The organism is Glutamicibacter sp. AOP38-B1-38 (genome assembly GCF_052377485.1).
Lineage (GTDB): Bacteria > Actinomycetota > Actinomycetes > Actinomycetales > Micrococcaceae > Glutamicibacter.
Window position 1 is genome coordinate 127,014 of sequence record NZ_JBQSWU010000008.1, and the last position, 12,894, is coordinate 139,907.

Below are 12,894 nucleotides of genomic sequence, written 5' to 3' on the forward strand. Positions count from 1 at the left end.
AGATGAGAACAAGCCAGCCATCGGTTCGAGATCCCCAGCTCACCAATGCCCCTGGCCGCCTTGGGGAGTCAACCACCTCTCGGCTAAGCGGCCACGATCTTACTCTGGGCTACGAACAGCGCACCATCTCCCAGGAGCTGAACGTCGCGATCCCCGACGGATCATTTTCCGTCATTATCGGTCCGAACGCCTGCGGCAAATCAACCTTGCTGCGCGCGCTGTCGCGTCTGCTCAAGCCCCTGGCCGGGCAGGTTATCTTGGACGGAAAACCGATCCATAGGCTTCCTGCCAAGGACGTTGCCAAGCGGTTGGGGCTGCTCCCCCAGTCCTCGATTGCCCCGGATGGAATCACCGTCGCAGATCTGGTGGCTCGCGGTCGCTACCCGCATCAGAAGCTACTCTCGCAATGGTCTGCAGCGGATGAGAGCGCGGTGCTCGAAGCCCTGCTAGCGACCAATACGGCCAGCCTTTCACGCAGGCTGGTCGATGAGCTCTCCGGAGGACAACGCCAACGCGTCTGGGTCGCGATGGTGCTTGCGCAGCAAACCCCGCTGCTGCTACTGGACGAACCCACCACCTACCTCGATATTTCGCACCAGATAGAAATCATGGAGCTCTGCCGCCAGCTCAACCGCGGCAAGGGGCACACGGTGGTCGCGGTGCTCCACGATCTGAATCACGCATGCCGTTATGCCAATCATCTGATTGCCATGAAGGACGGCGCCATCGTGGCCACCGGTGCGCCGTCCGAGATCGTCACCGAAGAGCTGATTCACGAGGTCTTCGGGCTGCGCTGCCGGATCATCGAGGACCCCGTATCCCGGACGCCGCTGGTCGTTCCCCTGGGTGACGTAGAGAGCTGGGCCTAGCGGCTCGTCAACACCACCAGAATATTGCCTTGGCCGGCCGGCTCCGGACGCGCCGCACCTAACCGAAAGATGAACCGAATATGACTGCACCTACCCGACGCACGCTGCTGACCATGCTCAGCGCCGCCTCAATCATCGCGCTCACCAGCTGTGGAGCGCAGAGCGCTGAAAATGCGAGCACCGGCGCTTCGCCAGAGACCCTGCACGGCTCGTGGTCGTTTACCGACTCGTTCTATGAGAAGAAAACTACCCTGGACCAGCTGCCCGAATCGATCGTCGTGGATTCCTACTCCGCGGCCGCGCTGTGGGACTACGGCGTCCGCCCCACCGGTGTCTTTGGCTATGGACTCACCGAAGAAGGCGGACTTTCGGTAGGCAACGCGGATGTCAGCCAGATGACGATCGTCGGCAAGGACGCGGAGTTCAACCTGGAGAAGCTGCTCTCCTTGGACCCCGAGGTGATTATCGGCTACGGCAACTCCGAAGGCACCGGCTGGACCTGGTGGGATGAGAAGGTCCAGGGCGAAGCTACCGCCACCGCACCATACCTGCCGATTAAATCAGGCGGCCGCCCGGTTCAAAGCGTCATCGAGGACTATGCCGCCCTAGCCGAAGCGCTCGGCGGTGATACGAACACCGAGTCGGCGGTGCAAGACAAAACGGCTTTCACCGAGCGGCTCGAGACGCTGAAGGGCATCGCCGCCGAAAAGCCCGGGCTGAGGATCATCGCGCTCAACGGTTACGATGAGCTCTACGTCGGTCAGAAAACCATCGGCCAGCTCGCCTTGCTCGAGGACCTGGGATTCGAAATAGCCGGCCCGACCGCTGATAGCGGGTGGGCCTCACTGAGTTGGGAAAAGGTTAGTGATTACCCGGCAGACGTGGTGCTCAGCTACTCGGGGACGGCAGCACAGGTCAAAGACCATCCGGTGTTCTCCTCACTGCCTGCGGTGCAGTCCGGCCAAGTCGTGGAGTGGGATGACAAACGCCCCTACACCTACGCCAGCTACGTGCAGTGGTTCGATCAGCTCATCGACATTCTCGAAGATGCCAAAACCTTCGGTTCCTAGCGGCTGGCCGGCTCGAAGGTGTTGCCCACATCTCGGCACGAGATCCGGTTTCCGCCCGTTTTAGGGCGAACGCGGGAACCGGATTCGTTGCCGTCCGGGCGGTGCCTGCCACCGGGCTCACCGGCTGGTAGCCGATTGCGGCGTTCATCCCGTGGCAGAAATCGGCTTAGGCTTGAGCCATGACTATTCGACTGGTTGCCTTGGAGCCCGCAGAGTTCCCAGCATGGATGGAACGAAGCGCCAGCGAGTATGCCGCCGATCTGGTCTCGTTGGGAAGCACCACCGAAGCCGCCAGGTCGCAGGCGGAGCTTACGCTCCGCGGGGCGTTTCCCACGGAGCGCCCCAATTCAGCGAATGCGGTATTTAATCTGATCGACGAGAACGGATCTGCGGTCGGCTATATCTGGGTCGGACCGGATCAGTCGAAGGATCCGACCTCTTGGTGGGTGTGGGACATTGTCGTCGACTCCGATGCCCGCGGCAGGGGACATGGCAAGGCAGGCATGCTGCTGGCCGAAGATTATGCGCGATCGCAAGGAGCGTGCACCCTGGGGCTGAGCGTATTCGGCTTCAATCGCTCGGCGCGAGGGCTCTATGAGTCGCTCGGATACGAAACCACAAGCGTAAAGATGCGAAAAAGTCTCGTGGCCGAATAGGCACCCGGTGCCCGGTCATGCGCGCAGCCCGGGGCCGAGCCCAAAGCGCCGTAATCGCATCGGCGGTCCTGATGGCCCGTCAGCCATAGAGAGCAGAATCCCCTAGTTGCGCTTGCGGGTGAGTTTTCCGGTGCCGCTGACCGATGCGAGCGCTACCGCGAGCAGGGTCAGCACGGTGCCGGCTACCGTGGCAAAGCTAATCTGCGACCCGTCGGTGGGTACCAGCAAATCCATCAGGAGCGAGCCGAGCAGCTGGCCGCAGATCATGCACAAGCCGGTGAACAGCACCCCTAGATGCTTGACCATGAATGCGGAGACGCCGATAAAAACGCATCCAAGCAGCCCGCCGACGTAAAACCACCATTGGCTTGGCGGGGCCCCGAGCGGGGAAACAGCGGGCAGGCGCACCAGCAAGATCACCGCGAGCATCAAGCTGCCCACGACAAAGTTCATCAGTGTAGCGGTTATCGGGGTGCCATAAGCTTGGGCCTGCACCCCGTTGGAAGCCGATTGGAATCCCATGAGTATGCCCACCACGAGTGAGAAGATCATGGGCAGCAGCAGCGTGGTCAGCTCGATGTCCGTATTAATGCGTGGGCTGACGGCCCAGATTACTCCGATCACCGTGAGCGCCGCCCCGGCCAGGCGCAGCGCACTGATCTTTCGTGGCCCTGCCGGACCGAAGCCGATCCGGTCCACGATCATCGAGCCGACGGTCTGGCCGGTCACCAGGCTCACGGTAAATAGCGCCACGCCAACCAACGGAACCGCGGCCGACTGGCTGACCACCACAAATCCGCCTACCGCGCCGGCGGCCAGATACCACCACGGGAATTGACGCTCGCGGATGACGCGGGGCACCGAGCGCGCGGCCCGGCGGGCGCCGGGGACCACAAGGTGGATGATGGTCAATGCCACCAGCCCCACCAGAAAACTGACCAGCGCGGCGGCAACCGCGTCGCCCAGCTCAACACCCAAGGCACCGTTGACGCGGCTCTGAATCGGCATGAGCAGTCCGGTGGCCACGGCGATCAGCAGATACACCAGCTTCAGGCCGGGGCTCAAGGTGGTGCTAAGCGAATTGTTCACTCGTGGTTCTTTCTCAGATACTAGGCAAATGCATTGCGGGGAAAGCAAAGGCGGGACCCTGCCGGGTCCCGCCTGGGAACTACTTAGTTGGCGTAGTCGCTCGCCAGAATGTGCGTCGTTGAGATGATCGTTGCCTGCTCAACGGTGGCCAGGGCATCCACCAAGGAGGAAAGCACGAACATCGACGAGTCGACCTCCAGCTTCACCGGGTATTGGTAAACCAGCATGGCAACCAGGTCGCGAACCGACTCGGCCACCTGGTCATCGCTGAATGCCGGGTTGGAGCCCACCAGCACGTCGGTGGGTGATTCCTCGCGGGCCGGGATATAGCTGATCGCGAAGGCCAGGATCTTTCCGCCTTCGCTGCGTGGCTTGTCGCGCAGCACGATGGCGCCCTGGGCGCCGGTGCTTTCGTCGAGCAGCATCTTCTGCGCCGAGCCCACGGTCATCTTCGCCGGGTCCCACTGGTGGGTGGCGTTGTAGAAGTCCATGACAAGCTTGGTCAATTCGACGCTGCCGGTAGCGATATCCTCGATGACCCGGTCGTTGTTGTCAAAGTCCGGTTCGGCCAGCGCACCGGGTTCCAGGATGACGTCCCGCGATACCTGGATCTCTCCCAGTCCGAGGGCCGCACAGAAACCGCCGGCGGCCTGCGCCGGGTCGCCGGCGGTCACGGTGTACCGCGACTTCAGTTCGGTGCTTTCCCCGGCCGGAATCAAAGTCCGCAGCTGCGCCACCAGCTCGGTGCCCACGCCTTGACGGCGGTGGGTTGGGGCCACCTCCACGTAGAGCCACAAACGCTGCGGGTGCAGCGAGGAAGCAAAGATCACGCCGGCGCCGATAGCTACGGATTCGCTGGTGGCCACCAGGGTGCGCGAGAACGGCGCATCACTGTCCTCGCGCAGCATGGTGCGGTCCTGGTACGCCTGCGGAGACAGCGGATCGCCGAAGATCTGCAGCAATTCGAGGTCATCGCCCGAACGCCAGGCGCGGAATGCTAGATCGCTCATGCGCTCTAGGCTCCGTTCAGACGCTCGGATAGGTAGGTCGTGACCTGGTCAAGGGCCACGCGTTCCTGCGCCATGGTGTCGCGTTCGCGGATGGTGACCGCGTGGTCATCGAGAGTATCGAAGTCCACGGTGATGCAGAACGGGGTGCCGATCTCATCCTGGCGGCGGTAGCGGCGGCCAATGGCGCCGGCGTCGTCAAAATCGATATTCCAGCGCTTGCGCAGCTCGGCGGCCAAGTCCTTGGCCTTCGGGGACAGCGATTCGTTGCGGCTCAACGGCAGCACGGCCGCCTTGACCGGTGCCAGACGCGGATCCAGCTTCAGCACGGTGCGCTTGTCCACGCCGCCCTTGGTATTCGGTGCTTCGTCCTCGGTGTAGGCATCCACCAGGAAAGCCATCATGGAACGGGTCAGGCCGAAGGAAGGCTCGATCACGAATGGCACGTAGCGTTCGCCGGAGGCCTGGTTGAAGTACGACAGATCGGAACCCGAAGCATCCTTGTGGCTGGTCAGGTCGTAGTCGGTGCGGTTGGCGACGCCCATGAGCTCGCCCCATTCCGAGCCCTGGAAGCCGAAGCGGTACTCGAAGTCGATGGTGCCAGCCGAATAGTGGGCGCGGTCGTCTTCCGGCACGTCGAACTGGCGTAGGTTCTCCGGGTTGATGCCCAGATCCAGGAACCAGGCCCAGCAGGTGTCAACCCAGTGTTTGAACCACTGATCGGCGTCTTCCGGAGCGGTGAAGAACTCGATTTCCATCTGTTCGAACTCGCGGGTGCGGAAGATGAAGTTGCCTGGGGTGATTTCGTTGCGGAACGCCTTGCCGATCTGGCCGATGCCAAAGGGCGGCTTCTTGCGGCTGGCGTTGAGCACGTTGGCGAAGTTCACGAAGATGCCCTGCGCGGTTTCCGGGCGCATGTAGGTCATGCCGGCTTCGGTATCCACCGGGCCGAGGAAGGTCTTCATCAGGCCGGAGAACTGCTGCGGCTCGGTGAACTGGCCTTTGGTTCCGCAGTCGGGGCAGGCGATCTCGCTCATGCCGTCCTTTGGATCACGGCCCTTCTTGGCTACGAATGCCTCGATCAGGTGATCTTCGCGGTGGCGCTTGTGGCACTGGGTGCACTCGACCAGCGGGTCGGTGAAGGTCTTGACGTGTCCGGAGGCTTCCCAGACAGCCTTAGGCAGGACGATGGAGGAGTCGAGCCCCACCATGTCTTCGCGTCCGCGCACGAAGCTCTGCCACCATTCACGCTTGATATTTTCCTTCAGCTCGGTGCCTAATGGCCCGTAATCCCATGCGGATCGGGAACCACCGTAAATTTCACCAGCCTGAAAAACGAATCCGCGACGCTTCGCGAGGGAAATAACCTGATCAAGCTTGGACTGTGGCGCCATCTTCAACTCCAAAGGAAAGTACGAGGCCGCTGGTTGCGGTCCGTAGGAAACACATACCGGTTAAGCCTATCGCGTCCATCTCGTGGGGCGCACCCTTCTCGGGTGACTCAGCACCGTCTGTACTGTGTTTGATCCGCCACAAAAGCCGGTGCGTGGCTGAAAAGCATTCACAGTCCCTCCTCGATGCGAGATGATGGAACCATGGCAAACTCCGAGGTATTCCCCATTCAGATCCGTGACGAATCGATTCGCCTAGGACAGCTACTGAAGCTGGCGTCCTTAGCCGAAGACGGAATTCACGCCAAACAGTTGATCGAAGACGGTCAGGTACTGGTTAACGGCAAGATCGAAACTCGCCGCGGTGCCCAGATGCGCAATGGAGACACGATCTCCGTACGCGGCGAATCGGTAGTTGTCGAAACCGCGTAGTTCAATTTATATTCTGCGCTTGTGGCGGTGTCTTGTTTTATTGGTCTTGTTTTATTGGAGACACCGCCACAAGTTTTTGTAAGATTAAACTTCTTGCTCGGCCTCGGTTTTCAGGACCACGGCGCTGAGAAATTCATGTACGTGAGCCATCTCCTGCGCATTGACCGAGTGCAACATATTTGAGTAGAGCACCTTGGTGAGATGAACGTCGGTGGTTGCCCATCCATGGGTGTACTCAACTTTTTCCGCCGTAATCACCGGATCTTCTTGATCGCGTCCCCAGAAAAGTGGCTTGCGCAGCTGGCGAAGCTTTTCGTCGTTAAAGAAGCCTGTTCCTTCTTCGGGAACGGCAAAACCGGAGAGTCCCACGACGGTTTTGATGGCCTCCGGCTGATAACGCAGCAACGAAGTTGCCACGGCCATGCCCATAGAGAACCCAAGCAAACTCACCGAGGAATGTTGCTTGCTAATTGGCTCTAGCCAACTCCACAAATCCGTGATTGCTGATTTCACTTCATTAAAGGAGTAATCCAGATCTTGCATCAGTGGGAACCAGGTGAAACCCGGCCCCAGTGCTTGAGGTGCACGCACGGAGACAATCGTGAATTCCTTAGGCAGCATAGGAGCCAACCCCATGAGGTCTTCTTCATTGGATAGGTAGCCGTGCAAGAGCACGAGCAACGGTGTACCCGCCCGTTCTTCCTCGGGACGAGACCAGATAACTGTAGGATTCCAAGTTTTTTCGTTCACCCAACAAGTCAACCAGAATCTTGCGCACTTTGATCCGCAATAGTGGTCACAAGTCTTTTGTTGCAATAGCGTAAACTTCAAAAATCATCTTACATTCTGTTCATAAACATGTTTGACTAGTGATAATTATTCAAATACGCAGCACCAGCGGTCATAGATCTTTGTGGTCGACAGGGGCCAACTCGCAGAATTACGGGACTCATGGACGAGATGGATATAACACAGCTGATCGATTCTAATGAATTGCAGGATTTCGGTTTCATCGACGAAGACCCACTGGGTGGTTCAACTTTCGTGGAAACGACCTTTAGCGCTATTCCGTTACTAACGGGAATATTTGCCGTGCTCTTTATCCTTTTCGTGGGCTTCATCATTTACATCGCAGTTCGAAATTACAAGGCAACCAGAAAAGCGGGATTTGATCCATTCACCCTACAGACAGACGTCGCCACCCGGTTGGCTCGCTCGCAGATGCTAGCTCCGAAGAAAACTACGGAACAGAAACTATCCGAGCTAGACGATCTGCTTACACGCGGAATCATTTCTCGCGAAGAATATACGCAAGCGCGAAGCCAAGCGCTGCGCGATTAATTGTTCTCATCCGTTGACATAAAGTTACCCAAGAGTAACAATGTAGGAGTGTCTGAAAACCCAATCTCCGGCCCGGCAGCCCCACCCCAAGAAGTACATCATCCATGGCGGCGTTACGTTGCGCTCGGAGATTCTTTTACAGAGGGAATAGGTGACCCCGATCCGCACAATCCGGGAAGACATCGTGGGTGGGCTGACCGCGTCGCCCAGCAATTAAGTACCACCGTTCCGGATTTCGCCTATGCAAACTTAGCCATCCGCGGACGGCTAATCAATCAAATAGTTGCAGAACAGCTTGAACCAGCAATCGCGCTTAAACCGGATTTGATCAGCATTTGCGCGGGCGGAAATGATGTCATCCGGCCCGGCGGCGACCCGGATAAAATCGCCGAAAAGCTAGATGGCGCCATCAATGAGTTAAGTGGCACTGGGGCCACCATTGTTTTACTGACCGGCCCGGACATTCGCGACACCCCGGTACTTGGTGGGATTCGTGGCAAGGTCGCAATTTACAACGAAAACGTCCGTGCCATCGCCCAACGTCATGACGCAGTCGTGGGAGATCTCTGGGCATTGAGCGAGCTGCGCCAAACACAAATGTGGGATCCGGATCGCTTGCACTTTTCCCCCGCGGGCCACCAAGTGATCTCCGCAATGGTGCTCGATGCACTGAACGTTCCCCACGAACGCGTCATGGACGCGCAATTAGAACACGCAACCCGAAGCTGGCGCGAAGCACGAATTGAAGACCTGCAATGGGCTCGCGAGTACTTTGGTCCGTGGATCCTGCGCAGGATTCGCCACCAGTCTTCCGGTGATGGAGTTAGCGCAAAAAGACCGCTTCCCACGCCCTTCGCCGTGCAGCCGCCGAATGCCTCGCTGGGTGCTGGAGATAGCGCTCCCGGACAAAAATAAAGACACAAAACAAATGGGACGTGGTTTGTTGCACCGATTACTGGTGCGAAAATCCACGTCCCAAATGTATATGACTGCTTAGTTTTTAGCCCTTAGTCATCAAAGACTAGGGCGGTCAGTACCGGTCCAAGTTGCTTGGCGTCCGTCAGGAAACCGTCATGTCCAATCGGTGAATCGATGTAATGCACCGGCTTAGGCTTCGGCAACGAGGCGGCGAGCAGTTCAGACTGCGCCGGGAAGTACAACCGGTCGCTGTTGACCGCGGCGACCACCACATTCACCTTCTCCAGTCGAGCCAGCGCAACCGTGAGCGATTCGTAACCGCGCGCCACGTCATGGCTCATCAAAGCCTCGGTGAGCACCAGGTAGCTATTCGCGTCAAAACGATGAACCAGCTTGGTCGCCTGGTGATCAAGATAGCTTTCCACCTGGTATCGGCCGCGTGGGCCGCGTGTTGTAACAAACGGCTGTTCGCCGGTCTGCGCATTACGCGCAAACCGCGCTTCAAGCTCAGCCTCCGAACGATAGGTAATATGCGCCAGGCGTCGAGCCAGGCCCAATCCGGCATCCGGGCGCACTCCGTTGGCATAGTAGTCGCCCTGCGCAAAGTTGGGATCGAGGCGAATGGCCTCGGTCTGCACCTGCGCAAAAGCGATCTGTTCTGCCGTGGCTTGCGCCGTGGAGGCCATCACCACCACGTTCTTTACGCGTTGCGGGAATTCAACCGCCCATTCAAGGGCTCGTGCCCCACCCATGGAACCGCCGATGACCGTATGCCAGGAGTGCACCCCGAGCAGGTCGGCCAACCGCGCTTCGAGGCGCACGGAATCCTTGATGGTAATAAAGGGGAAGCGTGAACCCCAGGCGTTGCCGTGCTCATCTGGCGAACTAGGTCCGGTGGACCCATTGCAACCACCGATGATGTTGATGGCCACGACAAAATACTTGTCGGTATCAACAGTTAGCCCGGGGCCGACAAAATCTTCCCACCAGCCCGGGGTCTGCGAATCTCCGCGCGATACGTGCGCATCACCGGTCAACGCGTGCTTCACCAGCACCGCGTTGGTCCCCTCCGCGTTAAGCTGGCCCCATGTTTCGTAGGCCAACTCGATCTGCGGTAGGTAGCCACCGGTTTCGAAGGTGTACTCCCCCACGAACGCACGACGCAAAATGCCGTCTTGCCCGTCGGTAAGTTCCTGCGATGGCAGAGTTTCTTCGGTAGTCACTATGGATGCCATGCCTAAAGGGTTTCCTGCAATTCCTGGTGAGAGAGCTGCTTAGTGGCAGCAAAACCAAGTTGCAGATCAGCGAGAATATCCTTGATGTTTTCAAGTCCCACACTCAACCGAACGAGGCCCGGACGCACACCGGCGGCCAGACGTTCGTCTTCGGTCAATTGCGCGTGGGTGGTCGACGCCGGGTGGATGACGAGCGAACGAACGTCACCGAGGTTGGCCACATGTGAATGCAGCTCCAGCGCATCCACAAAAGCCTTGCCAGCTTCGAGTCCACCAGCAATATCGAAGGCAATAATCGCGCCGACACCGTTTGCCGAGTACTTCTGTCCGCGTTCAAACCACGGCGAGGAAGGCAGGCCAGCGTAAGCGACCTTTTCAACCTGCTCCTGGCTTTCAAGCCAGACGGCTACTTCCTTCGCGTTTTGCACGTGACGCTCGATACGCAGAGACAAAGTCTCCAGACCTTGAGCAATAAGGAAAGCATTAAACGGTGCGACAGCCGCGCCCAGATCGCGGAGCAACTGCACGCGAGCCTTCAGAATGTAGGCAAGATTGGCACCAAGGATGCCATCAACGCCCAGATCGCGGGCGAACACCAAACCGTTGTAGGACTCATCGGGGGTGTTGAAGTCCGGGAAACGTTCCGGATCCTTCGCAAAATCAAATTTGCCCGAGTCCACGATTACGCCGGCAATGGCGGTGCCGTGACCACCGAGGTACTTGGTGGCCGAGTGGATGACGATATCCGCGCCCCACTCGATGGGGCGGATCAGATATGGGGTTGCCAAGGTGTTATCAACCAGCAGTGGAACCCCGACCTCATGGGCAATCTGTGAGACTCCCTCGATGTCCAAAATGTCTTGGCGCGGGTTGGAGACGACTTCACCGAAGAAGGCCTTGGTATTTGGCTTCACCGCTGCACGCCACTGATCCAAGTTGTCTGGATCCGCCACGAAGGTGACCTCGATACCGAGCTTGCGCAGCGTGTGCTTGAGCAGGTTCTGCGTTCCACCGTAGAGGCTCGGGCTGGCCACCAAGTGGTCTCCAGACTGAGCCAAGTTGAGAATTGCGAGGGTGGTTGCTGCCTGCCCCGAGGCGACCAGCAGTGCGCCGACGCCGCCTTCAAGATCCGCGATACGGTTTTCTACCGCTTCCTGCGTTGGATTACCGATACGGGTGTAAATCGGCTCCAGCTCCTGCAGTGCGAAGCGAGCCGCGGCGCTCTCGGCGTTCGGGAAAACAAAAGACGTGGTTTGGAAAATCGGCAGGGCACGCGCACCGGTGACCGGATCTGGTTGCTGCCCGGAATGGATCTGACGTGTTTCAAAAGACCAGTTGTTACTCATGGTTTCCTCCATATTGTTTGTCGACTATGGGGGTACACCACTCAAAAACACACCGACGGCAAATTCCTCGTCGAGGAGCTTTCGAAGGGGGTAACCCGCGCTTGTCCTCAACGCTTGGTGCGTCGAGGGCCAGGTCTTCACCCGGGGCACCCCACCGCGGCGGAGGGTTGCCGCCCAGTAAGCCGGGGCTTGTTACTGGGACTCATGACCTGACTCAAGTCTGCCCGATAGCCGAAGAATTTGGCAATATGAGATAGCTTAACGTGACTCAATCGGTCATATAGATCTTTAATGAAGAAATTTATGCAGACTGTTCGATCCCACCATTACCACTTAGGGTCGCCTAAGTCGAGACTGAGATCACATAGTGACATGATGGGGCACATGATGAGGCTAGATCACGTTAGTTACGCATGTGGCCCCGATGGGCTCATGCCAACCGCCGAAAGAATCTCCAAGGCTTTGGGCCTGGAATTCGTCAAGGGGGGCGTACATCCGCGTTTTGGAACGCGGAATGTAATTTTCCCGCTCAAGCACAACCAGTACCTAGAAGTTGTTGAAGTTCTAAACCACCCTTCCAGCGACAAAGCACCGTTTGGGCAGGCAGTACGAGCCCGCTCCGAGCTTGGCGGCGGCTGGATGGGATGGTGCGTTTCCGTTGAAGACCTCTCCAGCGCCGAAGAGCGGCTGGGACGTAAATCTGTTCCGGGAAACCGCAAGTTCCCAGACGGCCGCGAACTCACCTGGCAGCAAGTTGGAATCAAGGGGCTCATCGCTGATCCGCAGGTTCCGTATTTGCTTCGCTGGGACGCAGGAACGGAGGATCTGCACCCTTCGAAGGCTCTAGAGCCTGTAGGTGCGATTCAAAGCATCACTATCGCTGGTTCCCGCGACCGCGTCCTAGACTGGCTAGGCCAGCCAGAGAACGTCAATCTTGGCGCGGTGAGCATGGAATACGAAGCACCCAACGGCACTCCGGGCATCTTGTCGGTCACCTTTGAAACCGACAATGGTTTGGTCACGCTATAACAAAGAACGTCGAAATAAAGGGTAGGTGCGGACGGCAACGTCCTCGCCTACCCTTTGTCGTTCCAACTATCCAAGCCTTTTGCCTAGGACCACCACTTCTTGAGCTTCGTAGCCTAGCCGCTCGTAAAATCCGATCACATCAGTGTTCTCGGTACGCACCATGAGCTGTACTTTGGGCACCCCTTGTTCAGCAAGCCAACGCGACGCTGCCCCCATAATCTCCTGTCCAAACCCCTGGCCCTGCATGCCGGGTTGGACCGCCACGTAATATAGCCAGCCTCGGTGTCCGTCGAACCCAACCATGGCTGTAGCTACCAGTCTTTGCTCATGACGTCCCGCAAGAATCGTAGAGCTCTGATTCTCCAGTGTTTTACGTGCATCTGCCTCCGGATCATTCCATGGCCGCGTAAGCTCGACGCTCCGCCACAGGGCTGTTGCTTCGCCTATTTCGGTCAGTTTGAGTTCACTGATTTGCATAAGTAAAACGTACCGTTGAAAACGTCGTTTATTG

14 protein-coding genes and 1 riboswitch are annotated in these 12,894 nt (G+C 58.3%); of the genes, 7 read left to right on the forward strand and 7 right to left on the reverse strand.

All coding sequences use genetic code 11. The features are described from left to right. Positions 1 to 2: 2 nt before the first annotated feature. The 3 genes from ACT3TP_RS06765 (at position 3) to ACT3TP_RS06775 (ending at position 2,595) form a co-directional block, all read left to right on the forward strand. Entirely contained in the window at positions 3 to 869 is an 867-nt protein-coding gene (locus ACT3TP_RS06765) for an ABC transporter ATP-binding protein (RefSeq protein WP_105649419.1), read from the forward strand. Between the two features lie 80 nt (positions 870 to 949). Further along, positions 950 to 1,939 carry an ABC transporter substrate-binding protein gene (locus ACT3TP_RS06770; protein WP_444619998.1) on the forward strand — a complete coding sequence of 330 codons (990 nt, stop codon included), beginning with the start codon at positions 950 to 952 and terminating at the stop codon, positions 1,937 to 1,939. 179 nt (positions 1,940 to 2,118) lie between these two features. Continuing rightward, positions 2,119 to 2,595 (forward strand): GNAT family N-acetyltransferase, encoded by a 477-nt coding sequence (locus tag ACT3TP_RS06775; protein WP_105553758.1) that lies wholly within the window; start codon positions 2,119 to 2,121, stop codon positions 2,593 to 2,595. A gap of 102 nt (positions 2,596 to 2,697) precedes the next feature. Here ACT3TP_RS06775 and ACT3TP_RS06780 read toward each other — a convergent pair whose 3' ends face one another. The 3 genes from ACT3TP_RS06780 to ACT3TP_RS06790 all read right to left on the reverse strand — a co-directional run bounded on the left by ACT3TP_RS06780 (position 2,698) and on the right by ACT3TP_RS06790 (position 6,085). Further along, positions 2,698 to 3,684, reverse strand: coding sequence for a DMT family transporter (locus ACT3TP_RS06780; RefSeq protein WP_096287469.1), 987 nt, complete (start codon positions 3,682 to 3,684; stop codon positions 2,698 to 2,700). An 83-nt stretch (positions 3,685 to 3,767) separates the two neighbouring features. Next, the gene (locus tag ACT3TP_RS06785) at positions 3,768 to 4,694 is read right to left on the reverse strand and encodes a GNAT family N-acetyltransferase (protein ID WP_096287471.1); all 927 of its coding nucleotides are present in this window, start codon (positions 4,692 to 4,694) and stop codon (positions 3,768 to 3,770) included. Between the two features lie 5 nt (positions 4,695 to 4,699). Further along, a complete protein-coding gene (locus ACT3TP_RS06790; RefSeq protein ID WP_105553760.1) occupies positions 4,700 to 6,085 on the reverse strand; it encodes a glycine--tRNA ligase in 1,386 nt (461 codons plus the stop codon). Positions 6,086 to 6,286: 201 nt separating this feature from the next. On the opposite strand from ACT3TP_RS06790, the gene ACT3TP_RS06795 reads away from it, so the two are divergent. Continuing rightward, on the forward strand, positions 6,287 to 6,514 hold the full coding sequence (locus tag ACT3TP_RS06795; RefSeq protein ID WP_105678708.1) for an RNA-binding S4 domain-containing protein: 228 nt from the start codon (positions 6,287 to 6,289) through the stop codon (positions 6,512 to 6,514). A gap of 84 nt (positions 6,515 to 6,598) precedes the next feature. On the opposite strand, the gene ACT3TP_RS06800 is transcribed toward ACT3TP_RS06795, so the two are convergent. Further along, a complete protein-coding gene (locus ACT3TP_RS06800; RefSeq protein WP_096256717.1) occupies positions 6,599 to 7,264 on the reverse strand; it encodes an alpha/beta hydrolase in 666 nt (221 codons plus the stop codon). 201 nt (positions 7,265 to 7,465) lie between these two features. Between ACT3TP_RS06800 and ACT3TP_RS06805 the strand changes: the two genes are divergently transcribed. Together ACT3TP_RS06805 and ACT3TP_RS06810 are read left to right on the forward strand one after the other, a co-directional pair. Then, the gene (locus tag ACT3TP_RS06805; protein WP_096256716.1) at positions 7,466 to 7,855 is read left to right on the forward strand and encodes an SHOCT domain-containing protein; all 390 of its coding nucleotides are present in this window, start codon (positions 7,466 to 7,468) and stop codon (positions 7,853 to 7,855) included. A gap of 48 nt (positions 7,856 to 7,903) precedes the next feature. After that, positions 7,904 to 8,770, forward strand: coding sequence for an SGNH/GDSL hydrolase family protein (locus tag ACT3TP_RS06810; protein ID WP_096256715.1), 867 nt, complete (start codon positions 7,904 to 7,906; stop codon positions 8,768 to 8,770). A gap of 92 nt (positions 8,771 to 8,862) precedes the next feature. Here ACT3TP_RS06810 and metX read toward each other — a convergent pair whose 3' ends face one another. After that, the gene (gene metX / locus ACT3TP_RS06815) at positions 8,863 to 10,008 is read right to left on the reverse strand and encodes a homoserine O-acetyltransferase MetX (protein WP_096256714.1); all 1,146 of its coding nucleotides are present in this window, start codon (positions 10,006 to 10,008) and stop codon (positions 8,863 to 8,865) included. A gap of 2 nt (positions 10,009 to 10,010) precedes the next feature. Further along, a complete protein-coding gene (locus tag ACT3TP_RS06820) occupies positions 10,011 to 11,366 on the reverse strand; it encodes a bifunctional o-acetylhomoserine/o-acetylserine sulfhydrylase (protein ID WP_255248480.1) in 1,356 nt (451 codons plus the stop codon). An 80-nt stretch (positions 11,367 to 11,446) separates the two neighbouring features. After that, a riboswitch (SAM riboswitch) is annotated at positions 11,447 to 11,564 on the reverse strand. A 174-nt stretch (positions 11,565 to 11,738) separates the two neighbouring features. Here ACT3TP_RS06820 and ACT3TP_RS06825 point away from each other — a divergent pair. Continuing rightward, complete coding sequence (locus ACT3TP_RS06825; protein WP_170947882.1) at positions 11,739 to 12,383, forward strand: VOC family protein; 645 nt, start codon at positions 11,739 to 11,741, stop codon at positions 12,381 to 12,383. A gap of 66 nt (positions 12,384 to 12,449) precedes the next feature. Here the strand turns inward: ACT3TP_RS06825 and ACT3TP_RS06830 are convergent. After that, on the reverse strand, positions 12,450 to 12,894 hold a 445-nt coding region (locus tag ACT3TP_RS06830; protein WP_444620001.1), incomplete at its 5' end, for a GNAT family acetyltransferase.

What these genes read in the sequence shown, in the direction of transcription:
- ACT3TP_RS06765 (WP_105649419.1), top strand. Translation starts at nt 3, where the DNA reads ATGAGAACAAGCCAGCCATCGGTTCGAGATCCCCAGCTCACCAATGCC.
- ACT3TP_RS06770 (WP_444619998.1), top strand. Translation starts at nt 950, where the DNA reads ATGACTGCACCTACCCGACGCACGCTGCTGACCATGCTCAGCGCCGCC.
- ACT3TP_RS06775 (WP_105553758.1), top strand. Translation starts at nt 2,119, where the DNA reads ATGACTATTCGACTGGTTGCCTTGGAGCCCGCAGAGTTCCCAGCATGG.
- ACT3TP_RS06785 (WP_096287471.1), bottom strand. Translation starts at nt 4,694, where the DNA reads ATGAGCGATCTAGCATTCCGCGCCTGGCGTTCGGGCGATGACCTCGAA.
- ACT3TP_RS06790 (WP_105553760.1), bottom strand. Translation starts at nt 6,085, where the DNA reads ATGGCGCCACAGTCCAAGCTTGATCAGGTTATTTCCCTCGCGAAGCGT.
- ACT3TP_RS06795 (WP_105678708.1), top strand. Translation starts at nt 6,287, where the DNA reads ATGGCAAACTCCGAGGTATTCCCCATTCAGATCCGTGACGAATCGATT.
- ACT3TP_RS06805 (WP_096256716.1), top strand. Translation starts at nt 7,466, where the DNA reads ATGGACGAGATGGATATAACACAGCTGATCGATTCTAATGAATTGCAG.
- metX (WP_096256714.1), bottom strand. Translation starts at nt 10,008, where the DNA reads ATGGCATCCATAGTGACTACCGAAGAAACTCTGCCATCGCAGGAACTT.
- ACT3TP_RS06820 (WP_255248480.1), bottom strand. Translation starts at nt 11,366, where the DNA reads ATGGAGGAAACCATGAGTAACAACTGGTCTTTTGAAACACGTCAGATC.
- ACT3TP_RS06825 (WP_170947882.1), top strand. Translation starts at nt 11,739, where the DNA reads ATGATGAGGCTAGATCACGTTAGTTACGCATGTGGCCCCGATGGGCTC.